This is a genomic window from Nonomuraea aridisoli (assembly GCF_003236395.1).
GTDB classification, from domain to species: Bacteria; Actinomycetota; Actinomycetes; order Streptosporangiales; family Streptosporangiaceae; genus Nonomuraea; species Nonomuraea aridisoli.
The window spans coordinates 1-25,742 of the sequence record NZ_POUD01000075.1 but is presented as its reverse complement, the minus strand read 5'-3'; the positions used below and the strand labels follow the sequence as shown (position 1 = coordinate 25,742).

The following is a 25,742-nucleotide window of genomic DNA, read 5'->3' as shown; positions in this document are numbered from 1 at the left end:
TCCTTACGCGTACGGGAAGGCGATGATGCCCTTGGCCACCATGCGGACGTAGAAGTCGGCGCCCATGACCGAGAACATCGAGGCCCACGCGAGGGGTTGGTGCTTGGCGTTGAGCTTGGAGACGAACGTCCAGGCCCGGTACCGCAGCGGGTGACGGGAGAAGTGGTTGAGCCTGCCCGCGGTGATGTGCCGGCAGGAGTGGCACGACAGCGTGTAGGCGTTGATCAGGACGGCGTTGGCGATCAGGATCCAGGAGCCGAGGCCGAGCGGCTTGTGCACGACCGCGAGGACGGCGTCGTAGGCCAGCACGAGACCGATGACGATGGCGGCGTAGAAGAAGTACCGGTGGACGTTCTGGATGATCAGCGGGAACCGCCGCTCACCGGTGTACTTTCCGTGGGGCTCCTGCACGGCGCACGCGGGCGGCGACAGCCAAAACGAGCGGTAGTAGGACTTGCGGTAGTAGTAGCACGTCAGCCGGAACCCGCCGGGCAGTGCCAGGATGAGCAGCCCCGGCGACAGCGTGTACCAGTCGCCGATCGGCGCCCAGCCGAACAGCTGGGCTCCCTCGGGGCACGTCGCCGCGGCCAGACAGGGCGAGGCGAACGGGGCGATGTAGGGCTCGACGAAGATGCTGTTGTCGATGATCGCCCATACACCGTAGACGAGGAACGAGCTGAGCCCGAGAAATGTCAGGAGCGGGACCAGCCACCATCTGTCTGTGCGCAGGGTGCGCACCCTCACCTGCGCACGCTGCCTTCTCATCGGGGCTTCGGGCGTCGTCTGGGTCATCGCGGACCTCTCCACCTCCCGCGGACCCGTCGCGCAAGGGGTCCGTGGTGTCGTTTCGCTGGGCGCGCTCACGGCCGGATCCGCACGGGCGCGCGTTGGTGGGGGATACGTTACGACGACAGGATCGACATTTGTGAGCGACGTCACTCACTTTTTCGATGACCGGCTGTGATTCCTGTCACGTAGCGTGCGTCAAAGCCGATTCCCTTGAACGGGCAACTTAACCACGGTGACGAAAAAATTATCTATCTGACGGACAACTCGGATGAATTGCTCGAAATCTACAGGCTTGGAGACGTACGCGTTGGCGTGAAGCCGATAGCTGTGCAGGATGTCCTCCTCCGCCTGGGACGTCGTCAGGATGACCACGGGGATGGTCCGCAGCCCGAGGTCGCCCTTGACCTCGGCCAGCACCTCCATGCCGCTCATCCGGGGCAGGTTGAGGTCGAGCAGGATGAGGTCGGGGCGCGGCGCGTCGGTGTAGCCCTCCTGCTGGCGCAGGAACGCCATCGCCTGCTCGCCGTCGTTGACGACGCTCAGCCGGTTGCGCACCTTGTTGAGGTCGAACGCCTCCCGCGTCAGCAGGATGTCGCCCTGGTCGTCCTCCACCAGCAGCACCTCGATGGGCCGCCATTCGTTCGTCATCGGTCTCCCGCCGCCGGTAGGGTCCAGCGGAACGTCGCGCCCCGGCTCTCGGCCTCGCCGTCCAGCCACAGCTGTCCGCCGTGGTACTCGACGATCTTCCGGCAGAGTGCCAGTCCGATGCCAGTCCCCGGGTAGACCTCGCGCGGATGGAGACGCTGGAAGATCAGGAAGATGCGGTCGGCGTACTTCGGCTCGACGCCGATGCCGTTGTCGGCACAGCTGAACTCCCACATGTCGCCCGCGCGCCGGGCCCCGATGTGGATGCGCGGCGGCTCCTCGGAGCGGAACTTGATGGCGTTCTCGATGAGGTTCTGGAACAGCTGGGTGAGCTGCGTGGGGTTGCCGTCGACCTGGGGCAGCTCGTCCCTGGTGACGGTGGCCGAGGTGTCCTCGATGGCGGCCGAGAGGTTGTCGAGCGCCCGGTCCAGCGCCGCGCCGGTCTCCGTGGGGGCCCTGCCGCCGGTGACGCGGCCGACGCGGGAGAAGTCGAGCAGGTCGTTGATCAGCAGCTGCATGCGCTTGGCGCCGTCGACCGCGTAGTGGATGTACTGGCGGGCCCGGTCGTCGAGCTCGGAGCCGTAGCGCTGCTCCAGCATCTGCGTGAAGCTCGCGACCTTGCGCAGCGGCTCCTGCAGGTCGTGGCTGGCGACGTACGCGAACTGCTCCAGCTCGCTGTTGGACCTGCGCAGTTCCTCGGCCTGGTCGCTGGCCACCCGCCAGGCCGACACGATGCGGTCGCGCATGGAGTCGATGTGGCTGGACAGCTCCGCCAGCTCCGCCGGGCGGTCGACGTGCAGGTCGCGGTCGAAGTCGCCGGCGGCGACCGCGCGGACCTGGTCGGTGAGCTGGTCGATGGGCTTCAGCACGGCGAAGCGGACGATGAAGATGAGCACGAGGCCGCAGGCGAGCAGCAGCCCGAACAAGACGAGCAGAGTGGTGTTGAGCAGGGCGATCTGCGCCGCCACCTCCGGCCGCGGGCCGAGGTCGAGGGCGTCGCCGATCATCGTCATGACGACCACGAACCCGCCCGCGAACAGCAGGGTCGCGAGGGCGCCGGTGATCAGGAACCAGCGGGCGGCCGGCAGCCGGCCGACGCCCGTGGGCTCCTTCGGCGGCGGCAGCGGATGGATGCTCACGAGCTCCTCCCGCGCAGCAGGACCACGGCCAGGTCGTCGCTCAGCGTGCCCACATGGGAGATGAGCCGGTCGAGGTCGATGCCGCCCTGCCGGCGTACGAGGTCGACGAGGCCGTCGACGCCGAGCAGCTCCTCACGTTCGCCGGCGGCGGCCTCGATCAGGCCGTCGGTGTAGAGCATCATGGTCCACTCCTGCCCCAGCGGCACGTCGATCACCGACCACTCGGCGTCGGGGAAGATCCCCAGCGGCGGGCCCGAGGGCGCGCCGTCCACCACCTCGATGAACCCGTCGCGCACGAGCACCGGGGGAGGGTGCCCGACCACCCGCATGCGGGCGTAGGACAGGTCGGGGGAGATCGTGGCCGTGCACAGGGTGGTGAAGATCTCGGGGGCCTTGCGCTCGGCGCGCAGCAGCAGGTCGAGCGTGCGCAGCAGTGTGTCGCCGGTCTGCCCGGCCAGCACCAGGGAGCGCCAGGCGATGCGCAGCGCCACGCCCAGCGCGGCCTCGTCGGGGCCGTGCCCGCACACGTCGCCGACCACGACGTGCACCGCGCCGTCGGGCGTCTGCACGGTGTCGAAGAAGTCGCCGGCCAGGGTGCCGCCGCTGCCCGGCAGGTAGCGGGTGAGGTGTTCGATGGCCTGGGTCCGCAGCAGCGGGCCGGGCAGCAGGGCGCTCTCCAGGCGGGCGTTCTCCTTGGCCGTCAGCTCCGCCTGGACGAGGCGGAGGTGGGCCAGGTCGGCGCGCTTGCGCTCCATCGCGTACCGGATCGACCTGGCCAGCAGCCGGGCGTCGACGTCCTGCTTGACGAGGTAGTCCTGGGCGCCCGACTGCACGGCCGAGACCCCCACGTGGACGTCGCGCAGGCCGGTCAGCACCAGCACGGCCGTGTGCGGGGCCAGCGCGAGCACCTCCTCCAGCGCCTCCAGGTGGCTGGCGTCGGGCAGGGACAGGTCGACGAGCACGCACTGGATGTCGGAGGTCAGCTTGGACTTGGCCTCCTCGATGCTGCGCGCCCGGAAGATCTTGGGCGGCGCGACGGCCTGTTTGAGCAGCTCCTCGACGAGGAACGCGTCGCCGTCGTCGTCCTCAATGAGGAGCAGCGTCAGCGTTTCGGAGAGATTTGCCGTCACACGCGCCTCTTCGGGGGATCGGAAGCCTTGATGGTCATTCTGCGATGAGTTCGACGCCTTGTGGAAGCGTGCCCTCGTGCCCAGCTTCTACGACAAAGGTGAGCAAGGTCTCCCGAAACGCCTGCGCCGCCCTGGTGGGCTCCACGTCCTTGCGATGGGCGAGGGCGATCGTCCGGCTGAGCCCCGGCGGGGCCAGCGGCGTGCCCGACAGGCCGGGGCGCCCGTCGAGCACCATCGAGGGCACCACCGCGACCCCCAGCCCCGCCTCCACGAACCGCAGGACCGCGTCCATCTCCCCGCCCTGCACCGCGAACCGCGGCTCGAACCCGGCCTGGCGGCAGGCCGTCAGCGTGGCCTCGCGCAGGTCGTAGCCGCGCCGGAACATCACCATCTGCCGGCCGCGCAGGTCTTCGATGCGCAGGTACGGGCCCTTCACGTGCTCGTGGGAGGGGGTGACGACGACGAGGTTCTCCCGCAGGATCTCCTGCGTCGCCAGCGAGGGGTCGTCGCTCTGCAGCGGCATGATGATCAGCGACAGGTCGAGCTGGCCCCGGGCCAGCGCCCTGACCAGGTCACGGGAGCCGCCCTCCTCCACCAGCAGCTCGATCCCCGGGTAGGCCCGGTGGAAGCGGGCCAGAGCGTCGGCCAGCAGCCCGGCGCAGAGCGACGGCGTGGCCCCGAGGCGTACGCGGCCGCGGCGCAGCCCGGCGAGCTGGGCGACCTCCTGGCGGGCGGTGTCGGCGTCGGCGAGGATGCGGCGGGCCAGCGGAAGCAGCGCCTCGCCGGCCGCGGTGAGGGCGACGTTGCCGCGCGCCCGGGAGAACAGCGGCGCGCCGAGGTCGGCCTCCAGGGCCTTGATCTGCTTGCTCAGAGACGGCTGCGCGACCCGCATGCGCTCCGCCGCCTGGGTGAAGTGCCTGCTCTCGGCGACCGCGACGAAGTACGCGAGCTGCTGCAACTGCATGTGATTTTCCTCGCACCTGCGCGGCGTAAGGCGGGGATAAGGCCGCCCCGACCCACATCATAGCCTCAAGCTATCGAAACCAGACCTGTGATGACTTGGACGGATCAATGCTGGATATCTAGCGTCAGAAATCGTGACTGCCACGATAGAGCGCGGTTCCGCGACCGCGCCTGTTAACTCCCCCAAAAAGGCTCCGGCGCGGAAGAGGCCCGGCGGGTTCCTCGGCTCGTCGAACGGCAAGAAAGTCGTCATGGCCGTCACGGGCGCCGTGATGGTCCTCTTCCTCGTCGCGCACATGCTCGGCAACCTCAAGATCTTCTTCGGCCGAGACTCGTTCAACGAGTACGCGCACGCCCTGCGCACGCTGCTGGAGCCGATCGCCCCGTACCGCACGCTGCTGACGATCCTGGAGATCGTGCTCGTCGTGTCGGTCGTGATGCACATGTGGGCGGCCATCTCGCTGTCGCGCCGCGCCTCCCACGCCCGTCCGGTCAAGTACGTCGCCAAGAAGTCGCAGGCCAACGGCTACGCCACGCACATCATGCGGTTCGGCGGCGTGACGATCCTGCTCTTCCTCATCTGGCACCTGCTCGACCTGACCTTCGGCGTGGTCAACCCCGAGGGCGTCAACTCCGCGCCCGCCGACCGGATGATCTCCGGCTTCGACGCGTCCCGCTGGTGGGTCACGCTCATCTACGTGGTGGCCGTCGTCATGGTCGGCCTGCACCTGCGCCACGGCGTCTGGAGCGCCTTCCAGACGCTCGGCTGGGCCAACCGCAACCGCTACCGCGCCCTGCGCGTCACCGCCGCCGCGCTCTCTCTGGTGCTCGTCGTCGGCTTCCTGGCTCCGCCCCTCGCCATCACGTTCGGAGTAATCAAGTGAAGTACACCGAAGGCCCCGAGATCCGGGACACCAAGGCTCCCGAGGGCCCGATCGAGGGCCGCTGGGAGAAGCGCAAGTTCAGCGCCAGGCTGGTCAACCCGGCCAACAAGCGCAAGCTCCACGTGATCGTGGTCGGCACTGGCCTCGCGGGCGGCTCGGCCGCCGCGACGCTGGGCGAACTGGGCTACAACGTCACGTCGTTCTGCTACCAGGACTCCCCGCGCCGCGCCCACTCCATCGCCGCCCAGGGCGGCATCAACGCCGCGAAGAACTACCGCGGCGACGGCGACAGCATCTACCGCCTGTTCTACGACACCGTGAAGGGCGGCGACTTCCGCGCCCGCGAGTCGAACGTCTACCGCCTGGCCGAGGTCTCGGTGAACATCATCGACCAGGCCGTGGCCCAGGGCGTGCCGTTCGCCCGCGAGTACGGCGGACTGCTCGACACCCGCTCGTTCGGCGGCGCCCAGGTCTCCCGTACGTTCTACGCCCGCGGCCAGACGGGTCAGCAGCTGCTGCTCGGGGCCTACCAGGCGCTGGAGCGGCAGATCGCGGCCGGGACCGTCACCATGCACACCCGCCACGAGATGCTCGACCTGATCGTCTCCGACGGCCGGGCGCGCGGCGTCATCGTCCGCGACATGGTGACCGGCGAGATCGAGCGCCACTTCGCCGACGCCGTGGTGCTCGCCACCGGCGGCTACGGCAACGTGTTCTTCCTGTCCACGAACGCCAAGGGCTGCAACACCACGGCGATCTGGCGGGCGCACGAGCGCGGGGCGTACTTCGCCAACCCCTGCTACACGCAGATCCACCCGACCTGCATCCCGGTGTCGGGCGAGTACCAGTCGAAGCTCACGCTCATGTCGGAGTCGCTGCGCAACGACGGCCGCGTCTGGGTGCCGCTGAAGAAGAACGACACCCGCGCCCCCGGCGACATCCCGGAGGAGGAGCGCGACTACTACCTGGAGCGCATCTACCCGGCGTTCGGCAACCTCGTGCCGCGTGACATCGCCTCCCGCGCCGCCAAGAACGTCTGCGACGAGGGCCGCGGCGTCGGCCCCGGCGGCCTCGGCGTCTTCCTCGACTTCCGCGACGCGATCAACCGGCTCGGCCGCGACGCCGTCGAGAAGAAGTACGGCAACCTCTTCGAGATGTACGAGCGCATCACCGGCGAGAACCCGTACGACGTGCCGATGCGCATCTACCCGGCCGTCCACTACACGATGGGCGGGCTGTGGGTCGACTACGACCTGCAGTCCACGATCCCCGGCCTGTTCGTCATCGGCGAGGCCAACTTCTCCGACCACGGCGCCAACCGGCTCGGCGCGTCCGCGCTGATGCAGGGCCTGGCCGACGGCTACTTCGTGCTGCCGACGACCATCGGCGACTACCTGGCCGACGGGCCCTTCGGCGACGTCGACGAGGAGGCCGTGGCCGAGGCCGAGATCAAGGTCCGCAGCAAGATCGAGCGGCTGATGTCGGTGAACGGCACCCGTACCCCCGACTCCTTCCACCGCGAGCTGGGCAAGCTCATGTGGGACTACTGCGGCATGGAGCGCACCGAGGAGTCGCTGCGCAAGGCCCTGGAGCGTATCCCCGAGCTGCGCGAGGAGTTCTGGCAGAACGTCAAGGTGACCGGCACCGCCGAGGAGCTGAACCAGGTGCTGGAGAAGGCCGGCCGCGTCGCCGACTTCTTCGACCTGGCCGAGCTGATGTGCCTCGACGCTCTCGTCCGCACCGAGTCGTGCGGCGGCCACTTCCGCGCCGAGTCGCAGGACGCCGACGGCGAGGCCCTGCGCGACGACGAGAACTTCGCGCACGTCTCGGCCTGGGAGCGGACCCCGGACGGGCCCGTTCTGCACAAGGAACCGCTCGAGTACGAGTACGTCAAGATGACCCAGCGGAGCTACAAGTGAGCGAGCGGAGCGAGCGAACCAGCAGACGCAGCAACCTGTTCATGCCCGGGTTCGGGCGACTGAGCGAAGCGAAGGAGCCCCGGGCATGAACCTGACCCTCAAGGTCTGGCGTCAGAGCGGACCCTCGGACAAGGGCCGGATGGTGACGTACCACGTCGAGGACGTCTCCCCGGACATGTCCTTCCTGGAGATGCTGGACGTCCTGAACGAGCGTCTCATCCTGGAGGGCGACGACCCGGTCGCCTTCGACCACGACTGCCGCGAGGGCATCTGCGGCATGTGCGGCATGGTCATCAACGGCGTGGCCCACGGCGAGCAGCGCGCGACGACGACGTGCCAGCTGCACATGCGTCACTTCGAGGACGGCGCCACGATCACCATCGAGCCGTGGCGGGCGGCGCCGTTCCCGGTCGTGAAGGACCTGGTCGTCGACCGCAGCGCGTTCGACCGGATCATCCAGGCGGGCGGCTTCGTCTCGGTGCCGGCCGGCTCGGCGCCCGACGCGCACAGCATCCCGGTGCGCAAGGAGGACGCCGACGCGGCGTTCGACGCGGCCACCTGCATCGGCTGCGGCGCCTGCGTCGCGGCCTGCCCGAACGGCTCGGCCTCCCTGTTCACCGCCGCCAAGATCACCCACCTGAGCCTGCTGCCGCAGGGCCAGCCCGAGCGGCTGTCGCGGGCGAAGGCCATGGTGGACCAGATGGACGCCGAGGGCTTCGGCGGCTGCACCAACACCGGCGAGTGCACCGCGGTGTGCCCGAAGGGCATCCCGCTGGACGCCATCGCCCAGATGAACAGCGACTACCTGAAGGCCAACTCCAAGTAGCCTCCGTTCCCGCCCGGCGCCCGCCTCCTCTCGCACGGAGGCGGGCGCCGGGCTTTTCCCGTTACGGCGGTAACAAGGGGCACGTTCCGACCACTTCCTGGTGTCAGAAGAACGGAATCCCGAACGAAGGGGCTGGGCGGTGACGGATGACGCACACCGGTTCACCCGCATGTACGACGAAAGCCGCCAGCGCGTGTGGGCCTATGTGGTCAGCCGCGCAGGGCGGCAGGTCGCGGACGAGGTGGTGAGCGAGACGTTCGCGATCGCCTGGCGGCGGCTGGACGACGTGCCGGAACCGGCGCTCCCGTGGCTGCTCGGCGTCGCCCGCAACGTCCTGCGCGACAACGTGCGGGCGGAGGTGCGCAGGGACGCGCTCACCGCGGAGCTGCGCGCCTGGACCGAGGGCGACGTGGCCGACGAGGTGGCCGAGCGGCTGGGGGTGCTGCGGGCGCTGACCGTGCTGCCGGAGGACGACCGGGAGATCCTCGTCCTGGTCGCCTGGCACGGGCTCTCGCCCAAGGAGGGCGCCCAGGTCGTCGGATGCTCGTCGGCGGCGTTCCGGGTGCGGCTGCACCGGGCCCGCAAGCGACTCGAGCGCGCCATGGAGGCCGCGGAACCGGTCACGTCCCCCATTCCCCACGTGCGGAACCTCAGCGAGGAGTGGTCATGAACCCCATCGACGAACTCCGGGCCGCGCGGCCCGCGCATCTCGGCGAGCGGCCGGTGAACGAACGCACCAGGGCCGCGGAGCTCGCATACGCCATGTCCATGCCGCGGCAGCGGCGCCGCCGGTGGCTCCGGGCCGCGCGACCGGTGTGGGGCCTCGGGCTCGCCGGGGCCGTCGCCGCCGCGACGGCGTTCGCGGTCGTGCTCTCGGGCACCGGCACGCCGCCCGACGGCAGTCCCGCCGTGGCGATCCCGGAGACGCCGCACGTGACGCTGTCGGCCCGGGACGTGCTGCTGGCGGCGGCCGGTCGGGCCGAGCGGCAGGCGGAGGGCAGCGGCGGTTACTGGCACACCGTGTCGGTGCAGCGCAACCTGTTCGTCGCGAAGGAGGGCGGCTACCTGGTCGTGGACGAGGGGCGGAGCGAGGGGTGGACGCCTCGGGCCACCGGCGGCGACCAGTGGGCCCGCAGCCGGCGGCTCGGCGCACGGCCGGCGACGGAAGCGGATCGGCGCGCCTGGGAGCGGGCGGGATCGCCCTCGGAGATCGAGATCGCGGTGCCGGGCAAGCGCGGGACGACGGCCCTGCCCGTCTCGGGGGGGCCGGCGACGACCAGCCACACGCCGCTGGTGGACGGCGACAAGGTCTTCTGGCTCGGCCGGAACGTCACCATGAAGGAACTGCGGGCACTGCCGCACGACCCCGGCGCGCTCCGGACATGGCTCATGGACGCCTACGAAGGGCACGGCACCGAGTCCGCCGAGGAGGAGATGCCGGGCGACGTCTGGCTGTTCAAGGTCGCCGTTGGGTTGATCATGGACATGCCGGTGACGCCCGAGGTGCGCGGTGCGGCGTTCCGCATGCTGGCCGGACTCGACGGCGTACGGGTCACGCAGGACGTCACCGACGCCGAGGGGCGGCGGGGCACGGCCGTGTCCGTCGAGGAGCGCACCAGGGTGGCGGGGGTCCTGGAGAACCGGCTGGTCTTCGACGAGCGGACCGGGCGCGCCTTGGCCAACGAGTACGTCGTGGTGCGGCCGGCCGAGACGCTGCCCCAGGTGGAACCCGGCGCCCTGTGGAGCTCCACCGCGCTGATCGGGGCGTCCTGGACCGACGACCGCCCCACCGGTTGACACGTGACGGCCGCGCCCGTCAGGGGGCGGCCCAGGCGCGCAGGAAGGTGTCGACCGCGGCGGCGGCCATGGTGCGCAGCTCCGCGTCTTCGAGGGTGCGGGTGCCGAGGCGGGAGCGGGCCTCCAGGGGGCCGAGGAGCAGCGCCAGGAACTGCTCGGCCGCGAGGTCGGGGTCGGCGGCGCGCAGGCGGCCGGCGAGCGCGAGGCGGGCCAGCCGGTCGGCCAGGGCCTGGTTGAGGCGGTCGGGGCCGCTCTCCTTGACGATCTCCAGGATGTCGGGGAAGTGGTTGATCTCCGAGTAGAGCAGGCGTTTCAGGGCGCACGAACGGCTGTCGGTGTGCAGGCGCAGGAGCGCGTGGGCGACCTCCTCCAGCGTGGCCCGCAGGTCGTCCTGGGAAGCGGCGAGTGGTTCCAGGGCGGCGACGCGGCCGGCGAGGGCGGTCTGCGCGGCGGCCTCCAGGGCGTTCCTGAAGAGGGTGGCCTTGTCGGTCATGTGGTTGTAGACCGTCGGCTTGGCCACGCCGGACTCACGCGCGATGTCCTGGACGCACGCCTGCGCGTAGCCCTCCCGCGCGAACACGGTGAACGCGCCCTCCAGGATCGCCTGCCGCTTGTCGATCCGCCCGCGCGTCGTCATGCCGTTGATTGTACTCACTGGTTCAACTTCATTGACTCAGTGGTTGCACGCTTACGTATGGGGTCGTTACGTTGAACCGATGAGTTCAAATTCCTCTCTGGATCGGCGGCTGCTGGCGACGATCGGCGTCGTCCTGGTCGGCGGGCTGCTGGGCATCCTCAACAGCACGATGGCCGCCGTCGCGACCGGCACGCTCGCGGACGCCCTCGGCACGTCGCTGAGCGCGGCCGGATGGGCGTCCACCGGGTTCCTGCTGGCCGTGACCGCGACGATCCCGTTCACCACCTGGGCCGCGGACCGGTTCGGCGGCAAGCGGCTGTGGGTGGCGGGGCTGATCGTCTTCGTGGCCGGCTCGCTCGCCGCCGCGCTGGCGTGGGACGTCGGCAGCCTGATCGTGTTCCGGGTGCTGCAGGGGTTCGGGGCCGGGCTGCTGGACCCGCTCGTGCTGATCCTGCTCGCCCGCGCCGCCGGTCCCCACCGCGCCGGGCGGGTGATGGGGCTGATGGGCGTGGTGCTGTCACTCGGGCCGGTGCTCGGGCCGATCGCGGGCGGCGCGATACTCGGCGCCTCGACGTGGCGGGCGATGTTCCTGGTCAGCGTGGTGCTCGGCGTGGTCGCGCTGGTGCTCGCGGTGCGGGTGATCCCGGCCGACGACCCCGCCGTCCCGGGGCCCGCGCGGCTCGACGTGGTGGGGCTGGCGTTGCTCGGGCCCGGGTTCGCCGCCGTGGTGCTGGGGCTCTCCGAGACGGCCGGGGCCTTCACCGCCTGGCAGGTCCTGCTGCCGCTGGTGGCGGGGGCCGTGCTGCTGGCCTCGTACGGCATGCACGCGCTGCGTCGCCGGGCGCCGCTGATCGATCTGCGGCTGTTCGCCGGGCGCGGGTTCACCGCCAGTGTCACGATCATGGGGCTGGGCGGGCTCGGCCTGTTCGCCGCGCTGTTCGCGCTGCCGCTGTACTACCAGCACGCGCACGGGCACGGCGTGTCGGCCGCCGGGCTGCTCATGGCCCCACTGGGGCTCGGCGGCTCCGTCGCCATGCCGCTGGCCGGGCGGCTGTCCGACCGGTTCGGCGCCCGCGGCCTGGCCGCGGGGGGTGCGGTGCTTGCCGTGGTGAGCGTGTACGTGCTCACGCGCGTGGATCCCGGCACGCCGGAGTGGGTGACGGCGCTGGCGGCGCTCGCGTACGGGCTCGGCAGCGGCTGCTTCAGCGCGCCCACCATGGGGTCGCTCTACCGCACCCTGCCGCCCGAGAGGGTGGCGCAGGGCAGCTCCGTTCTCTACATGCTGAACCAGCTCGGCGCGGCCCTCGGCGTCGCGCTCGTCACGCTCGCGGTCCAGGGGGCGGGCGACGCGATGAGCGGTCTGCGGGCCGTCTTCTGGCTCGCCCTCGGCGTCAACGTGGTCGTCCTCGCCCTCGTGCCGTTGCTGCCCGGCCGGGCCCGTGCGGGCGTACCGGTGGAGGTCGCATGAAGACGCTGGTGATCACCGGTGGCACCGACGGGATGGGGCGGGCGCTCGCCCGTACGTACCTGGAGCGCGGCGACACGGTGGTCGTCGTCGGGCGGGACCCGGCCAAGGCGCCGCCCGGGGCCGTGTTCATGGGGGCCGACCTGAGCCTGGCCGCCGCGAACCGGCGGGTGATCGACGCGGTCAACGCGCGGTTCCCCGTGGTGGACGCGCTGGTGTTGTGCGCGCGGTTCTTCCGTACGCACCGGTACGTGACCGCGGAGGGGCTGGAGGGGACGTTCGCCCTCGACTACCTGAGCCGCTTCCTGCTCAGCCACGGCCTGCGCGCGCCCCGGCTGATCGTGAACGTCTCGGGCCCCGGGCAGCCGGTGGACACGATCCGCTGGGACGACCTCATGCTCGAACGCGGCTACGACGGCGTGGCCGCCCAGTTCCAGGCCGGGAAGGCCAACGACCTGCTCGGGGTGGCGTACGCCGCGCGGCACGGCGGGCGGACACCGTACGTGCTCGTGCATCCGGGAGGGGTCGCGACGAGCGTGGCCGGCGAGTACGACGCGACGACGGCCCCGCACGCGCGGGCCCTGCGGCGGCACGGGATGCCGGTCGAGGAGGGAATCCGGCCCATCGTCGCCCGCATCGACCGGCCGCCCGCCGAACCGCTCACCGCCTGGCTGCGGGACCGGCCCATGGCCCTGGAGCCGTCCGCGTTCGACCCCGCGGCGGCCGAACGGCTCCACACGCTCACCCTGGAGCTTCTCCTGGGATGACAACCCCAGGTCTGATCCGGGCCGCGAAAGATCAAACCGTGGTCCGACGCGCGGGGCCCGCCTCTTCAAGCATCGTTGCGGCATGCTGAAGTCCATCGCCCTGGCATTGGTCCTGCTGACCACCGGGGGCGGGCTGCGCGCCCAGCCCGTGCCCGCCTCCCTCGACTGGAGTCCCTGTCCCGACGACAAGGTCGGCATGCAATGCGCCGACCTGGAGGTCCCCGTCGACTGGGCGGACCCGGCGGGCCGCAAGATCACCCTCAAGCTGGGCCGGCTGCCCGCGACCGGCCCCGCGGAGGGCGTCGCCCTGGTCGCCTACGGCGGCCCGGGCGGTCCCGGCGTCTCCCTCACCCAGTCGATGTCCGGGTGGTGGGCCGACCTGCGCAAACGCATGGACGTCGTCACGTGGGACACCCGGGGTTACGGCGCCCAGTTCGGCGGCCTCAGCACCGGCCTGCCCTGCCTGTGGACGCGCGTCCCGCTTCCCGAGTTCCCGCAGGACGACGCCGACTTCGGCAGGCTGTCCGACGCCAACCGCGGGCAGGCCGAGGTCTGCAGGCAGGCCGATCCCGTGCTGTTCGCCCACATGAGCTCCGCCGACCACGCGCGCGACATGGAGGCCATCAGGAAGGCCCTCGGCGGCGCCGGCCTCAACTACTACGGCGCCTCCTACGCCGGCTTCTACGGCCAGGCCTACGCCCGTCTCTTCCCCCGCCAGGTCCGCACGATGGTCCTCGACGGCACGTGGAACCACAGCCCGGCCGACTGGGGCCGCGAGCTGGAGGAGATGGCCAGGAGCAACGAGCGGTTCCTGGCCCGCTTCTTCGACTGGTGCGCCGCCAACGGCTGCGAGGACGTCCCCCGCGCGTGGCGGGCGCTCGTGGCCCGAGCCGACCGCCGGCCCGTCCCCGCCGCGAAGAACGTCGCCTACACGGGCCGCGATCTGCAGGCCTTCGCCATCGCGTCGGCCAGGCAGGGCAAGGCGGCCTGGCCGGGCCTGGCGCAGGCCATCCGCAAGGCCCGCGACGGCGACGCCGCCGCGTTCGTCCCCGCCCGTGGCGCCCGCTATCCCGACCAGGCCACCGGGGTGACCGAGTGCGCCGACTGGCCGCGCCCCGCCGGCCGCAAGGAGCTCGACGCGACGGTCGACCGGCTGCGCGCGGCCGCCCCCAACGCGGGCGCGGCCGCGACCATGGCGACGGCCACGCTGGCCTGCGTCGGCTGGCCCGTGCCCGTCACCAACCCGCCCGCCCCGCTGCCCAAGACACTTCCGCCGTTGCTCGGCGCGGGGGCCTGGGGCGAGTCCGAAGCGGTCGCCCGCGCGATCGGCCAGGTCCCGGGCAGCGTCACGATCGTCCACGACGGCCCCGGCCACACCCTCTACGGCACCAACACCTGCGCCCGTGCCCACATCAACCGCTACTTCACCGACAAGGCCCTCCCACAGAAGAACACGACGTGCTGACCGCCGTGACGACGTTCAGGCCGCCGCCGACGGGCGTGTGAGTGGGCTAATTCGGTTGCGGGGGATGTGCCGGCTCTGGCGTCATAGATCACGTTCGGGATGTGACCGGGAAGGAGGCGACACGAAGATGACGTACCACGAGGTGACCGGCACCCGGCGGCCGCTCAGGATGTGGGCGGAGCCGGAGACGATCGAGCCGCAGGCCATGCAGCAGCTGCGCAACGTGGCCAACCTGGAGTGGGTCCACGGTGTCGCCGTCATGCCCGACGTGCACCACGGCAAGGGTGCGACCGTCGGCTCGGTCATCGCCATGAAGGACGCGGTCTCCCCGGCCGCCGTCGGCGTCGACATCGGGTGCGGGATGACGGCGGTCAAGACGTCCTACCGGGCGGCGCAGCTGCCCGACAACCTGGCCTACCTGCGCGGCAAGCTGGAGCAGGCGGTGCCGGTCGGGTTCGGCCACCACAAGCGCCCCGTCGACCCCGGCAAGGTGCACGGCATGAAGACGTCCGGCTGGGCCGAGTTCTGGAAGGGCTTCGACGACCTGGCTCCGGCCGTACACGCGCGGCGCGAGCGCGCCGAGGCCCAGATGGGCACGCTCGGCGGCGGCAACCACTTCCTGGAGGTGTGCGCCGACGACGAGGGCTCGGTCTGGGTCGTGCTGCACTCCGGCTCGCGCAACATCGGCAAGGAGCTGGCCGAGCACCACATCGGCGTCGCCCGCGGCCTGTCCCACAACCAGGGCCTGGTCGACCGCGACCTCGCGGTCTTCCTCGCCGGCACCTCGGAGATGAACGCCTACCGCCGTGACCTGTTCTGGGCCCAGGACTACGCGCGCCGCAACCGGGCGATCATGATGGGTCTGGTCTGCGACGTCCTGCGCCGCCACCTGCCCGACATCACGTTCGACCAGCCGATCTCCTGCCACCACAACTACGTGGCGGAGGAGCGTTACGACGGGGTCGACGTGCTGGTCACCCGTAAGGGGGCGATCCGGGCGGGGTCCGGTGACCTGGGGATCATCCCGGGGTCGATGGCCACGGGCACGTACATCGTCAAGGGTCTCGGCAACGGCGCGGCCTTCAACTCCGCCTCGCACGGGGCCGGTCGCAAGATGAGCCGGACGAAGGCCAAGAAGACGTTCACGGTCAAGGACCTGGTGGCGCAGACGGCAGGCGTGGAGTGCCGCAAGGACTCCGGCGTGGTCGACGAGATCCCGGGGGCCTACAAGGACCTGGAGTCCGTGATGGCCGCCCAGACGGATCTCGTGCAGGTGGTCGCACACCTGCGCCAGCTGATCTGCATCAAGGGCTGAGGGCCCGCCCCGCCGGCTCCCGGACGGCGGGGAGGGCTCGCCGGGTGTCGGCGAGGTCGGCCCACACGACGCGGTGGCCGTGGTCGACGAGGTGGGTGCCGCAGCGCACGGACAGCGCGGCGACGATGCCGAGGCCGCGGCCCGACACCTCCAGCGAGCTCAGCCGCAGCGGGGCGAAGCACGGCTGCGGCTGCGACGTGCCCGGGTCGATGACCTCCAGGCGGACGAAGTCGGCCCCGACGCCGAGTCGCACCCGCAGCCAGTCGCGCTGCGGGCCGGCGGGCACGTGCTTGATGGCGTTGCTCACCAGCTCCGACACCACCTGGAGCATGTCGAAGCGGACCGAGGCGTGGCTGTGGGCCAGCCAGGCGTTGACGGCCTGTCGTGCCTGGCGCGCCGCCTCTTCACTACGCCGCAGCGTCGTGTCTTTCCAGGGCGTCACGTCAGGCATCTGCGTGCGTACGGTGCCAGCTGCCATGAAATCACCGACTCATCCGAGTTCCCTAGAAATGCGCGCTGTTGTTTTCGGCTGTGCCGGCTTCCAGCATGAATGCTCGCGTGAAGCACCGCCCGCTCAATCTCACGAAGTCGATGTGACAAAGAACGACGCGATCGCTGTATTGATTGTCGTATCGTTGTCACGATCCAGTCACGAAAACCCTGTGACCCCCCGACTCGCGATCGTGGAGACGCCGTGGAACCCCGGCCGGGCGACCAGATGTCACCCAGGGCTCGCTTCGCCGCTGACCTGGCCGAGCACCGCAGGGCCGCTCGGCTGACGCAGGCCGCGCTCGCCTGCCGCATACCCTGCCATGAATCGCTCATCAGCCACATCGAGAACGGCCGGCGGGGCCCCACATTGGATTTCGCGCAAGGCGCCGACAAGGCATTCGGCCTCGACGGCCACTTTGTCGCATTATTTCAACGTATATCTCAATCACCCGCTCTCGGGTGGTTTGCCCGGTGGGTCGAGGAGATCGAACCGCAGGCGGTCATTCTGCAATCCTGGGACCCGCTGCTCATTCCCGGATTGCTGCAGAATGCCGACTACGCCCGTGCGATCTTCGCCACCGCAGCCGCCCCCGACCGGGTGGAGGAGCGGGTGCAGGCTCGAATCCGGCGTATCGCGATTTTCGACGGCCCCAACCCGCCGACCTTTCTCGCGCTCATCGACGAGGGGGTGCTGCACCGTCCGATCGGAGGTCCCGACGTCCTGGTCAGCCAGCTCCGCTATTTGCTAGAACTGTCGCAGCATCCGCGCATCACTGTTCAGCTCGTTCCCATCGCCGCTGGGTGTGTGGCTGGCATGATGAGCGCGTTCGCATTGGCGCGACTCCGCGACGGTTCCGAGGTGGTCTCGGCCGACTCGGTGCTGTCAGGGCACGTCACCGGCGATCACGAAGCGGTTGCGAGACTCAAGCAGAGATACGACATCATCCGAGCGGAAGCGCAGCCGAAAAGCGTGACGCAGCAGGAAATTGAGGATGCGGTTAGGAAATGGAAAAGCTAAACCTCGACAATGCACAATGGCACAAGTCCAGCGCAAGCGGCGACAACGGGCAGTGCGTGGAAGTCGCCACCAACCTCCCCGGAATCGTCGCGGTTCGCGACAGCAAGAACCCCCACGGGCCCGCGCTGATTTTCACTCCCGGGGAGTGGACGGCGTTCCTCACCGGCGTTGATCGGGGCGAGTTCGACATCTGACACGGTTCGGCCCCACGTTCCGCACGCGTCACGGAACGCGGGGCCGCTCCCCGTACGACCGGCCGGTCAAAGCACCCGATCCGGCGCGATCTGCGCCGGATCGGTGCGGATCTCGACGAGCGCAGGCCCGCCATAAGCCCGCGCCGCCGCGAACTGGCCGGTCTCCTCCACCACCCAAGCCGCCGCGCCGAACGACCTGGCGTAGGCGAACGTGCTCGACGCCCGGCTGATCCATGCCGAGGCGCTGGTGGTGGCCGTCCCGGAAGGGCATCCGCTCACCGAGTGCGGCCGGCCGCCGACGTTGAAGGAGATCGCCGACCACGACATCGTGACGTACGGTCCCGCGCCGGCGCGTTACTTCCACGAGCTCGTCATCTCGACGTTCCACAACGCCGGGGCGGCGCCGGACTACGTGCAGTACGTCAGCCAGGTGCACAGCCTGCTCGTGCTCGTCGACGCGGGGATCGGGATCGCGCTGGTCCCACGGTCGCACGCCCGGCTCGGCCCGCCGGGCGTGCGGTTCCTGGAGATGGAAGCAACGCCTGAGGACCACGTGGAGCTGCACTGCTCCTGGCGGGCGGACGACGACAGCCCCACGCTGCGGGCCGTGTTCAGCTTTCTGGACGCGGTGGCCGGACCGGTGCGGACCTCGCGCGGGATGCGTGAGGCGGGCCCGCGTGGTTCATGAGGCGGCCGCGGCGGGGTGTTCGGGCCAGGAGGCGGTGGTTGCGAGCCGGGTGCGCCAGAGGGCTTCGGCGGGGCCGTCCGGTTCCCAGCGGGTGCAGAAGTCGAGGAGTTCGCGGCAGCGCGCCACCATGGCCGCCTGGCGTTCCTCCCACGGCGGTACGGGGCCGTCGTAGGCGGCGAAGAAGTGCGGCAGGAGCGGCACGTGCTCCGGATGGTGGCTGCGGACGATCCACTCGCACCAGGCGAGGTCCTCCACCGGCCGCCCCGGGTGGGCCCACTCCCAGTCGAGGACCGCGGTCGTCTCGAACGTCGAGGGGTGGAACAACATGTTCTGCGGCCCGTAGTCGCCGTGGACGATGCCGAGCCGGTGGATGCGTCCGAGCATCCGCCCGCACTCGGCGAGCACCTCCGCGGCGCGCCCCTCGTCAAGGAGGTCCTGCCCGTGGCGGCCGTCGACGAAGCGGACGGTCAGGCTCGTCGGCGTGACCTGGTGAACGCGTGGGACGGGGATCCGGCCGCGCAGGCGACGCAGATATCTGCTCTCCGTGGTGAGCCGGAACGCCGCCTCGGGCCCCTGGTAGCACTTCACGACCAGGGCGCCGTCGCCGACCGTGCTGTTGGTGTACCCGTGCTTCACAAGGGACGATTCTGGCGCACCCGCACGCGTGCCGGGCGCTGCCGCGCGGTTTCCGAGCGGCTCCGATACACGATGTAAGGACGGAACAAATACCCCAACGGAGCGGAAAGGGCATGCACCAGGCGGCTGAACGGGAAGAGTACGAACAGCACCATCCCGATCAGGGTGTGCACCTTGTAAAGACCGCTCGCCGCACCCATCGCCACGACGTCCGGCTGGAGGGCGAAGACGCCGCGGAACCACGGCGCGACCGTGGTGCGGTAGCTCACCTCGGTGGGCGCGTACCCCGCCGCCGTCGTCACCACGCCCGACACGATCGCCGCCGCCAGCACCGCGTACATCACCTTGTCGTTGACCGTGGTCGCCATGAAGACGGGGCCGTTGGCGCGGCGGCGCCAGATCAGCAGGACCAGCGCCACCAGCGTGGCGAGGCCCGCCAGGCCGCCCCAGAGCAGCGCGTTGACGTGGTAGGCGTCGTTGGACACGCCGATCGCGTTCGTCCAGCCGATCGGGATGAGCAGGCCGGTCACGTGGCCCACGATGACGAAGAGCAGGGCGTAGTGGAACAGCGGGCTCGCCACGCGCAGCAGCGTGCTCTCGTAGAGCTGGGAGGAGCGGGTGGTCCAGCCGAACTTGTCGTACTTGTACCGCCAGATCAGCCCGCCGACGAAGACGACCAGGGTGACGTACGGCGAGACCGTCCAGAGCAGGCTCTCACCCCAGCTCAACGGTAGCCTCCGACGGTCTCGGCCGGCGGCCCGCCGGCGGCCAGGCGCGCGGCCCTCGCCCGGCCCGCCGCGGTGATCGGCGGGAGCGCCGCGCAGACCGTGCCGATCACGTGCCGGTACGGCGACGCACGCTCCTCCAGGGCCGCGAGCAGCAGCTCCAGGCCCACCCGGTGCTCCTCCAGCAGCTCGGCCCCCGTCGGGTCGAGCGCGGCGAACTCCAGCATCACCGGCAGGAAGTCGGGCAGCTCGTCGTCCAGCAGGTCCCACCCGGCGGCGCGGTAGCGCTGCTTGAGCGCGGCCAGCGACGCGCCCCTGCGCCGGGTGTCGCCGTCGACGTAGTACGTCAGGTACAGGCAGCAGCGGCGCTGCAGGTCGAACGTGTCGACGTAGTGGGCGGCCAGCTCGCCGGGGGTCATGTCGGAGACGATCGCGAGGAACGTGCCGAAGTGCGGCTCGGCGGCGTCCCTGATCAGCGGCAGGCGCCGCCAGAAGCGTTCGTCTGGGTAGGCGAGCAGATGCGCGGCCGCCTGCCAGACGACCGCCTTGGTGACCTCGGTCATGATTTGCCCTTTCTCGGCGGGAAGAGGCCGGCCGGGGTGCCGCGGCCGTCCCAGTTGAGGAGATTCACCCGTTCGTGCGTGACCTCGTCGCTGGTCTGGCGTTCCTTCAGGCCGTGGAAGTTCTCGATCGAGACCGGCACCGGGCGGCCCGAGCTCTCACCGAACGGGGCCTGCGCGCCGCGCCCTGCGTCGTAGTCGAGCGGGCAGCCGGCCTCCTCCACGACGCCCGGCACGTTGCCGTACGCGGTCGGGATGACGTAGCGCTCGTCGTACTTGGCCAGGGCGAGCAGCCGGTACATGGCCCTCAGCTCCTCCTCCGGCAGGCCCGCGTCGGGGACCACCGGCTCCTGGCCGAGGTTGACCGCCCGCATGTACGACCGCATCGCGGCCAGCCGGCGCAGCGCGGCGGTCACCGGCGCCGGGTCGCCCGCGGTGAACAGCTCGGCCAGGTAGCCGATCGGGATGCGCAGCGTCTCGATGGCGGCGAACAGGTTGTCCGCGTCCTCGCCGTCGTGGCCGGTGGTGGACAGGGCGTCCACGACGGGGGAGAGCGGCGGGACGTACCAGACCATGGGGAGGGTGCGGTATTCGGGATGCAGCGGGAGCGCCACCCGATATTTCGTGATCAGGTCATAGACGGGGGAGCGGCGGGCCGCCTCCAGCCAGTCGGCCGGCAGTCCCGCGGCGGCGGCCTCGGGGCTCTCCGGGTCGACGAAGAGGCCGAGCTGCGCCTCGTACAGATCGCGCTCGTCGGGCACCGAGGCGGCCTCGGCGACCCGGTCGGCGTCGTAGAGCAGGACCCCCAGGTAGCGCAGGCGGCCGACGCAGGTCTCGGAGCACACCGTCGGCAGCCCCACCTCGACCCGCGGATAGCAGAACGTGCACTTCTCGGCCTTGCCGGTCTTGTGATTGAAATACACCTTCTTGTACGGACACCCCGTCACGCACATGCGCCAGCCCCGGCAACGGTCCTGGTCCACCAGGACGATGCCGTCCTCGGCCCGCTTGTACAGTGCGCCCGACGGGCAGGAGGCCACGCACGACGGGTTGATGCAGTGCTCGCAGATGCGCGGCAGGTAGAACATGTACGCCTCTTCGAACGCCGTCCTGACCTCGCCCGACACCTTCTCCAGCACCGGGTCCGGGGACGGGTCACCGCCGAGGTTGTCGTCCCAGTTGGCGCTCCAGCGGATCGTCGCGGGCTCGTTGCTGATCAGCGACCGGGGCCGCGCGACGGGCACGTCATCGGAGAGCGGCGCGGTGGTGAGGCTCTCGTAGTCGTACGTCCAGGGCTCGTAGTAGTCCTGGATCGACGGCATGCGCGGGTTGGCGAAGATGCCCAGCAGCTTGCGCACCCGGCCGCCGGCCTTCGGCCGCAGCCTGCCTTTCGCGGTGAGCTCCCAGCCGCCCTTCCAGCGTTCCTGGTCCTCGTAGCGGCGGGGGTAGCCCTGGCCGGGGCGGGTCTCGACGTTGTTGAACCAGACGTACTCGACGCCGGGCCGGTTGGTCCAGGTCTGCTTGCAGGTGACCGAGCACGTGTGGCAGCCGATGCACTTGTCCAGGTTCATCACCATGGCGATCTGGGCCATGACCCTCATCAGTACGTCACCTCCTGCGACCTGCGGCGGATGGTCGTGATCTCGTCGCGCTGGTTGCCGGTGGGGCCCAGGTAGTTGAAGCCGTACGAGAGCTGGGCGTGGCCGCCGATCAGGTGGGTGGGCTTGACGAGCACCCGCGTCAGGGCGTTGTGGATGCCGCCCCTGCGGCCCGTCTCCTCCGACTTCGGCACGTCGATCAGGCGGTCCTGGGCGTGGTACATGTACACCGTCCCCGGCGGCATGCGGTGCGAGACGATCGCCCTGGCCACCACCACGCCGTTGCGGTTGACCGCCTCGACCCAGTCGTTGTCGGCGATGCCCAGCGCGGCGGCGTCCTCGGTGGACATCCAGATCGTGGGGCCGCCCCGCGACAACGTCAGCAGCAGCAGGTTGTCCTGGTACTCCGAGTGGATCGACCATTTGCTGTGCGGGGTCAGGAAGCGCAGCGTGCCCTTCTCGCCGTGGAGGGCGGCCAGGTCGAGCGGGGGCCGGTAGACCGGCAGCGTCTCGCCGTACTCGTGCATCCACTCGTGGTCGAGGAAGAAGTGCATGCGGCCGGTGAGCGTGTGCCACGGCTTGCCGTGCTCGACGTTGATCGTGAACGGCGCGTAGCGGCGATCGTGCGACTCCTTGCCCGACCACTCGGGGCTCGCGGCGACGTGCATCGGCCTGGTCTGGGTGTCGGAGAAGACGATGCGGTGGTGCTCGCTAGTCAGACCGTCGAAGCTCACGCCCGTACGCTCGGCGAGCTGCCGGAAGCCCTGCGTGGCCAGCCTGCCGTTGCTCACCCCCGACAGCGCGAGGATCGTCTCGCACGCCTTGGCCTCGGTGTCGAGCTCGGGCCGGCCCTTGGCCGCGCCGCGCGGCACCAGGCCGCAGCGCTGGCCGAGCCACTCCACCTCCTCGTCCGGCAGGAACGTCACGCCCTTGACCGGGATGCCGAGTTCCTCCGTGAGCGGCCCGAGAGCGGCCAGTTTCGCCGCGACCGCGCCGTAGTCGCGTTCGACCACCTTCAGCTCTGGACGCCCCGGCCGTCCGGCGATCTCGCCGGGGGTGTCGTGCTGGTACGCCAGCGCGACCACGTCCTTGCGCACGCCCAGCCGGCCGCGGGCGAGCTCGCTGAAGGCGCGGGCGATGGCGTGGAAGGCGGCGAAGTCGGTCCTCGTCTCCCACGGCGGGCTGATCGCCGGGTTGAAGGCGTGCACGAACGGGTGCATGTCGGTGGAGGACAGATCGTGCTTCTCGTACCAGGTGGCGGCCGGCAGCACGATGTCGGAGAAGACCGTGGAGGAGGTCATCCGGAAGTCGAGGGTGAGCAGCAGGTCGAGCTTGCCGACGGCGCCCTGCGGGTCGGGGTTTTCCAGGTTGGAGCCGGCGCCGAGCAGGTGGTGCAGGAAGTACTCGTTGCCCTTGGCGGAGGAGCCGAGCAGGTTGGAACGCCACAGCGTGAGCACGCGCGGCCAGTTGCGCGGGTCGTCCGGATCGTCGGCGGCGAACCTGAGCCGTCCGGCCGCCAGCTCGTCGTAGGTGTAGGCGATCGGGTCCTCGGCCTCGCCGAGGTCGAGCGGGTTGCGGTCGAAGGCCGGGGCCATCGGCATCCAGCCTTCGCGTACGGACTGCGCCACCAGGTCGGCGGTGCTCCGGCCGCTGAAGACGCCCCGCGCGAGAGGGCTGGCCAGCTCGCCGGCGTCGTAGTGGTCGTAGCGCCACTGACCGGTGTGCAGGTAGAAGAACGGCGTGCCGGGCACCTGCCGCGGCGGGCGCGACCAGTCGAGCGCGCCGGCGAGCAGCTGCCAGCCGGCCTGCGTGCGGCATTTCTCCTGGCCCACGTAGTGTGCCCAGCCGCCGCCGTTGCGGCCCTGGCAGCCGGTCAGCAGCAACAGGGTCAGGAACGCGCGGTACATCGTGTCGCCGTGGAACCACTGCGCCGCGCCCGCCCCCAGGATGATCATGCACCGGCCCTCGGTCGCCTCGGCCGTCCTGGCGAACTCACGGACGATCTTGACCACCCGCGCGGCCGGGACCCCGGTGATCGGCTCCTGCCAGGCGGGCGTGTACGGCTCGGCCGCGTCGTCGTAGCCCGCCGGCCAGACGCCGGGCAGTCCCGGCCTCTGGACGCCGTACTGGGCGAGGAGGAGGTCGAAGACCGTGGTGACGAGCCGGCCGGCGACCCTGCGCACGGGCACGCCCCGGCGGACGGAGTGGCCGCCGTCGAAGCGGGGGAGCAGCACCTCGGCGGCCTCGTCCCCGAGGAGGGTGAGCTGCGGAGTGACGTCGAGGTTCAGGTTCCAGCGGCCGGCCCCCGACTCCGTCCAGCGGAAGCCGACCGAGCCGTTCGGCACCACCGGCTCGCCCGACTCGGCCAGCAGCACGGTCTTCCACTTCGCCGCCTCCTCCTGGGACCCGAGGTCTTCGGCGGTGAGGAACCGGCCCGGCACGTACGCGCCGTCGCGCTCGTCGAGCGTGACGAGGAACGGCAGGTCGGTGAAACGCCGGACATAGTCCGCGAAGTACGGCGTCTCGCGGTCGACGAAGAACTCCTTGAGCAGCACGTGGCCCATCGCCATCGCCAGGGCGCCGTCCGTGCCGGGCCGCACGCTGAGGAACTCGTCGGCGAACTTGGCCGCGTCGCTGAAGTCGGGCGCGACCACCACGACCTTCTGGCCCCGGTAGCGGGCCTCGGCCATCCAGTGGGCGTCGGGCGTGCGCGTCACCGGCACGTTGGAGCCCCACATGAACAGGTAGGCCGCGTCCCACCAGTCGGCGGACTCCGGCACGTCGGTCTGGTCGCCGAACACCTGGGGGGAGGCCACCGGCAGGTCGGCGTACCAGTCGTAGAAGGAGAGCATGGCGCCGCCGATCAGCGACACGAACCGGGCGCCGGTCGCCTGCGAGACCATCGACATGGCCGGGATGGGGGAGAAGCCGGCGATCCGGTCGGGGCCGTACGCCTGGATGGTGTGGACGTGGGCGGCGGCGATCATCTCGGTGGCCAGGTCCCACGTGACGCGGACGAGGCCGCCTTTGCCGCGGGCGGATTGGTATTTCTCCCGTTTTTCGGGATTTGTCGTGATTTCGGCCCAGGCGGCGACCGGGTCGCGCAGGCGGCGTCTCGCCTCGGCGTACATCTCCACCAGGACGCTCCGCGCGTACGGGTAGCGGATCCGGGTCGGCGAGTAGGTGTACCAGGAGAAGGCGGCGCCCCGGGGGCAGCCGCGCGGCTCGTACTCCGGGCGGTCGGGGCCGACGCTCGGGTAGTCGATCTCCTGGGTCTCCCAGGTGATGATGCCGTCCTTGACGTACACGCTCCACGAGCACGATCCCGTGCAGTTCACGCCGTGCGTCGAGCGGACCACCTTGTCGTGGCTCCAGCGGTCGCGGTAGAAGGCGTCGCCCTCCGTGCCGCCCTTCAGGTAGAGCGTGTGCAGGCCGGCGCCGGTCGCGGACCTGCGCAGGAAGCGGCCGGTCTTCAGCAGGAGGTCCTCGGCGTTCATACCCCCACTTCATCACAGACTGTGACCACCTGTTACACAGGGTGTATGTCTGAGCCTCGTAAAGGGCGGGCGGGGAAGAACCTGGCCCTCGCCACGGCGGCGTTCGCCGTGACGTTCTGGGCCTGGAACCTCATCGGGCCGCTGTCCGGCGACTACAGCAGGCCACTGGGCCTGTCGCCGACGCAGACCTCGCTGCTGGTGGCGATCCCCGTGCTGGTCGGCTCGCTGGGACGGATCCCGGTGGGGGTGCTGACCGACAGGTTCGGCGGGCGGCGCATGTTCGCGGCCATCTGCTTCGTGTCGATCGTGCCCGTCCTGTTCGTCGGGTTGTCCGACTCGTACGGGTGGCTGCTGTTCTGGGGGTTCGTGCTGGGCGTGGCGGGCACGTCGTTCGCGGTCGGGATCCCGTTCGTGAACGCCTGGCACGAGCCGGCGCGCCGCGGGTACGCGACCGGGGTGTTCGGGGCTGGTATGGGCGGTACGGCGCTGTCGGCGTTCTTCACCCCGCGGCTGGTCGAGGCGTTCGGGCGGCCGTTCGCGCACGTGCTCATGGCCGTGGTGCTCGCGCTCATGGGCGTGATCATGCTGCTGGG

Annotated in this window: 25 protein-coding genes; 13 read left to right on the top strand and 12 right to left on the bottom strand. The window is 70.5% G+C overall.

All coding sequences use genetic code 11. The annotated features are described in order from the left end of the window. Nucleotides 1-3: 3 nt before the first annotated feature. The 5 genes from sdhC to C1J01_RS19500 all read right to left on the bottom strand — a co-directional run bounded on the left by sdhC (nt 4) and on the right by C1J01_RS19500 (nt 4,667). Nucleotides 4-744, bottom strand: a complete 741-nt coding sequence (gene sdhC, locus C1J01_RS19520) for a succinate dehydrogenase subunit SdhC (protein ID WP_438943121.1) — start codon at nt 742-744, stop codon at nt 4-6. 240 nt (nt 745-984) lie between these two features. Then, the gene (locus C1J01_RS19515; RefSeq protein ID WP_111180413.1) at nt 985-1,437 is read right to left on the bottom strand and encodes a response regulator; all 453 of its coding nucleotides are present in this window, start codon (nt 1,435-1,437) and stop codon (nt 985-987) included. Further along, on the bottom strand, nt 1,434-2,573 hold the full coding sequence (locus C1J01_RS19510) for a sensor histidine kinase (protein WP_235854539.1): 1,140 nt from the start codon (nt 2,571-2,573) through the stop codon (nt 1,434-1,436). Before C1J01_RS19510 ends, C1J01_RS19515 begins: the two co-directional genes overlap by 4 nt. Beyond that, nucleotides 2,570-3,703: a PP2C family protein-serine/threonine phosphatase gene (locus C1J01_RS19505; RefSeq protein ID WP_111180412.1), complete on the bottom strand. Its 1,134-nt coding sequence runs from the start codon at nt 3,701-3,703 to the stop codon at nt 2,570-2,572. The genes C1J01_RS19510 and C1J01_RS19505 overlap by 4 nt, the downstream gene beginning before the upstream one ends. Before the next feature lie 34 nt (nt 3,704-3,737). Continuing rightward, entirely contained in the window at nt 3,738-4,667 is a 930-nt protein-coding gene (locus C1J01_RS19500; RefSeq protein ID WP_111180411.1) for a LysR family transcriptional regulator, read from the bottom strand. Nucleotides 4,668-4,800: 133 nt separating this feature from the next. Here C1J01_RS19500 and C1J01_RS19495 point away from each other — a divergent pair, with 133 nt between their 5' ends. The 5 genes from C1J01_RS19495 (at nt 4,801) to C1J01_RS19475 (ending at nt 10,092) form a co-directional block, all read left to right on the top strand. Continuing rightward, nucleotides 4,801-5,550, top strand: coding sequence for a succinate dehydrogenase cytochrome b subunit (locus tag C1J01_RS19495; RefSeq protein WP_111180410.1), 750 nt, complete (start codon nt 4,801-4,803; stop codon nt 5,548-5,550). Further along, nucleotides 5,547-7,469: a fumarate reductase/succinate dehydrogenase flavoprotein subunit gene (locus C1J01_RS19490; protein ID WP_111180409.1), complete on the top strand. Its 1,923-nt coding sequence runs from the start codon at nt 5,547-5,549 to the stop codon at nt 7,467-7,469. The genes C1J01_RS19495 and C1J01_RS19490 overlap by 4 nt, the downstream gene beginning before the upstream one ends. An 85-nt stretch (nt 7,470-7,554) precedes the next feature. Next, the gene (locus tag C1J01_RS19485; protein ID WP_111180408.1) at nt 7,555-8,295 is read left to right on the top strand and encodes a succinate dehydrogenase/fumarate reductase iron-sulfur subunit; all 741 of its coding nucleotides are present in this window, start codon (nt 7,555-7,557) and stop codon (nt 8,293-8,295) included. Nucleotides 8,296-8,434: 139 nt separating this feature from the next. After that, a complete protein-coding gene (locus tag C1J01_RS19480) occupies nt 8,435-8,965 on the top strand; it encodes an RNA polymerase sigma factor (RefSeq protein ID WP_235854537.1) in 531 nt (176 codons plus the stop codon). Then, on the top strand, nt 8,962-10,092 hold the full coding sequence (locus C1J01_RS19475) for a CU044_5270 family protein (RefSeq protein ID WP_111180407.1): 1,131 nt from the start codon (nt 8,962-8,964) through the stop codon (nt 10,090-10,092). Before C1J01_RS19480 ends, C1J01_RS19475 begins: the two co-directional genes overlap by 4 nt. A gap of 19 nt (nt 10,093-10,111) precedes the next feature. Here C1J01_RS19475 and C1J01_RS19470 read toward each other — a convergent pair whose 3' ends face one another. Then, a complete protein-coding gene (locus tag C1J01_RS19470) occupies nt 10,112-10,729 on the bottom strand; it encodes a TetR/AcrR family transcriptional regulator (RefSeq protein ID WP_111180406.1) in 618 nt (205 codons plus the stop codon). 79 nt (nt 10,730-10,808) lie between these two features. Here C1J01_RS19470 and C1J01_RS19465 point away from each other — a divergent pair, with 79 nt between their 5' ends. The 4 genes from C1J01_RS19465 (at nt 10,809) to C1J01_RS19450 (ending at nt 15,741) form a co-directional block, all read left to right on the top strand. Continuing rightward, the gene (locus C1J01_RS19465) at nt 10,809-12,197 is read left to right on the top strand and encodes a DHA2 family efflux MFS transporter permease subunit (protein ID WP_111180405.1); all 1,389 of its coding nucleotides are present in this window, start codon (nt 10,809-10,811) and stop codon (nt 12,195-12,197) included. Beyond that, a complete protein-coding gene (locus C1J01_RS19460; RefSeq protein WP_111180404.1) occupies nt 12,194-12,961 on the top strand; it encodes an SDR family NAD(P)-dependent oxidoreductase in 768 nt (255 codons plus the stop codon). Before C1J01_RS19465 ends, C1J01_RS19460 begins: the two co-directional genes overlap by 4 nt. Before the next feature lie 82 nt (nt 12,962-13,043). Next, nucleotides 13,044-14,426 (top strand): alpha/beta fold hydrolase, encoded by a 1,383-nt coding sequence (locus C1J01_RS19455; protein ID WP_111180403.1) that lies wholly within the window; start codon nt 13,044-13,046, stop codon nt 14,424-14,426. Between the two features lie 127 nt (nt 14,427-14,553). Next, nucleotides 14,554-15,741, top strand: coding sequence for an RtcB family protein (locus C1J01_RS19450; protein WP_111180402.1), 1,188 nt, complete (start codon nt 14,554-14,556; stop codon nt 15,739-15,741). Here the strand turns inward: C1J01_RS19450 and C1J01_RS19445 are convergent. Next, complete coding sequence (locus tag C1J01_RS19445) at nt 15,731-16,183, bottom strand: ATP-binding protein (protein WP_181448854.1); 453 nt, start codon at nt 16,181-16,183, stop codon at nt 15,731-15,733. The two genes, C1J01_RS19450 and C1J01_RS19445, sit on opposite strands and share 11 nt — an antisense overlap. A gap of 252 nt (nt 16,184-16,435) precedes the next feature. Between C1J01_RS19445 and C1J01_RS19440 the strand changes: the two genes are divergently transcribed. The 3 genes from C1J01_RS19440 to C1J01_RS19430 all read left to right on the top strand — a co-directional run bounded on the left by C1J01_RS19440 (nt 16,436) and on the right by C1J01_RS19430 (nt 18,133). Next, complete coding sequence (locus C1J01_RS19440; protein WP_111180400.1) at nt 16,436-17,251, top strand: helix-turn-helix domain-containing protein; 816 nt, start codon at nt 16,436-16,438, stop codon at nt 17,249-17,251. Further along, entirely contained in the window at nt 17,239-17,445 is a 207-nt protein-coding gene (locus tag C1J01_RS19435; RefSeq protein ID WP_111180399.1) for a DUF397 domain-containing protein, read from the top strand. The genes C1J01_RS19440 and C1J01_RS19435 overlap by 13 nt, the downstream gene beginning before the upstream one ends. Before the next feature lie 211 nt (nt 17,446-17,656). Beyond that, complete coding sequence (locus C1J01_RS19430; RefSeq protein WP_111180398.1) at nt 17,657-18,133, top strand: LysR substrate-binding domain-containing protein; 477 nt, start codon at nt 17,657-17,659, stop codon at nt 18,131-18,133. Here the strand turns inward: C1J01_RS19430 and C1J01_RS19425 are convergent. The 5 genes from C1J01_RS19425 to C1J01_RS19405 are packed head-to-tail and all read right to left on the bottom strand — an operon-like array spanning nt 18,128 to nt 25,149. Continuing rightward, a complete protein-coding gene (locus C1J01_RS19425) occupies nt 18,128-18,769 on the bottom strand; it encodes a phosphotransferase (RefSeq protein WP_111180397.1) in 642 nt (213 codons plus the stop codon). The two genes, C1J01_RS19430 and C1J01_RS19425, sit on opposite strands and share 6 nt — an antisense overlap. After that, nucleotides 18,766-19,497, bottom strand: a complete 732-nt coding sequence (gene narI / locus C1J01_RS19420) for a respiratory nitrate reductase subunit gamma (protein ID WP_111180396.1) — start codon at nt 19,495-19,497, stop codon at nt 18,766-18,768. The genes C1J01_RS19425 and narI overlap by 4 nt, the downstream gene beginning before the upstream one ends. After that, the gene (gene narJ, locus C1J01_RS19415) at nt 19,494-20,057 is read right to left on the bottom strand and encodes a nitrate reductase molybdenum cofactor assembly chaperone (RefSeq protein ID WP_111180395.1); all 564 of its coding nucleotides are present in this window, start codon (nt 20,055-20,057) and stop codon (nt 19,494-19,496) included. Before narJ ends, narI begins: the two co-directional genes overlap by 4 nt. Further along, nucleotides 20,054-21,655 carry a nitrate reductase subunit beta gene (gene narH / locus C1J01_RS19410; RefSeq protein ID WP_111180394.1) on the bottom strand — a complete coding sequence of 534 codons (1,602 nt, stop codon included), beginning with the start codon at nt 21,653-21,655 and terminating at the stop codon, nt 20,054-20,056. Before narH ends, narJ begins: the two co-directional genes overlap by 4 nt. After that, on the bottom strand, nt 21,655-25,149 hold the full coding sequence (locus C1J01_RS19405; protein WP_111180393.1) for a nitrate reductase subunit alpha: 3,495 nt from the start codon (nt 25,147-25,149) through the stop codon (nt 21,655-21,657). The genes narH and C1J01_RS19405 overlap by 1 nt, the downstream gene beginning before the upstream one ends. A 45-nt stretch (nt 25,150-25,194) precedes the next feature. On the opposite strand from C1J01_RS19405, the gene C1J01_RS19400 reads away from it, so the two are divergent. Beyond that, nucleotides 25,195-25,742 (top strand): MFS transporter (locus C1J01_RS19400; RefSeq protein ID WP_146615658.1); only part of this gene is annotated, 548 nt, incomplete at its 3' end.